Here is a 228-nt window from a genome sequence, read left to right on the forward strand (position 1 = left end):
CCAGGCCCTGGAAGGTGCCGAAGACCTGCTGACCGACCTGCTGGATATTTCCCGGCTCGACCAGGCAGCGGTCAAACCCGACGTGGCCGTGTACCGTCTCGACGAAGTCTTTGCGCCGCTGGTCTCGGAGTTCTGCACAGTGGCTGACGCGGCAGGCCTGAAGCTGCACGCGCGCATCGCTGACCATGCCATCAGCACCGACCTGCGGTTGCTGACGCGCATTTTGCG

Annotated in this window: 1 pseudogene; it reads left to right on the forward strand. The window is 64.5% G+C overall.

The window, feature by feature from the left end:
- Positions 1 to 228 (forward strand): annotated as a pseudogene (locus SB765_RS34705) (hybrid sensor histidine kinase/response regulator); the annotation flags it as partial.

The organism is Pseudomonas sp. SIMBA_067, from assembly GCF_046534675.1.
Classification (GTDB): Bacteria; Pseudomonadota; Gammaproteobacteria; order Pseudomonadales; family Pseudomonadaceae; genus Aquipseudomonas; species Aquipseudomonas putida.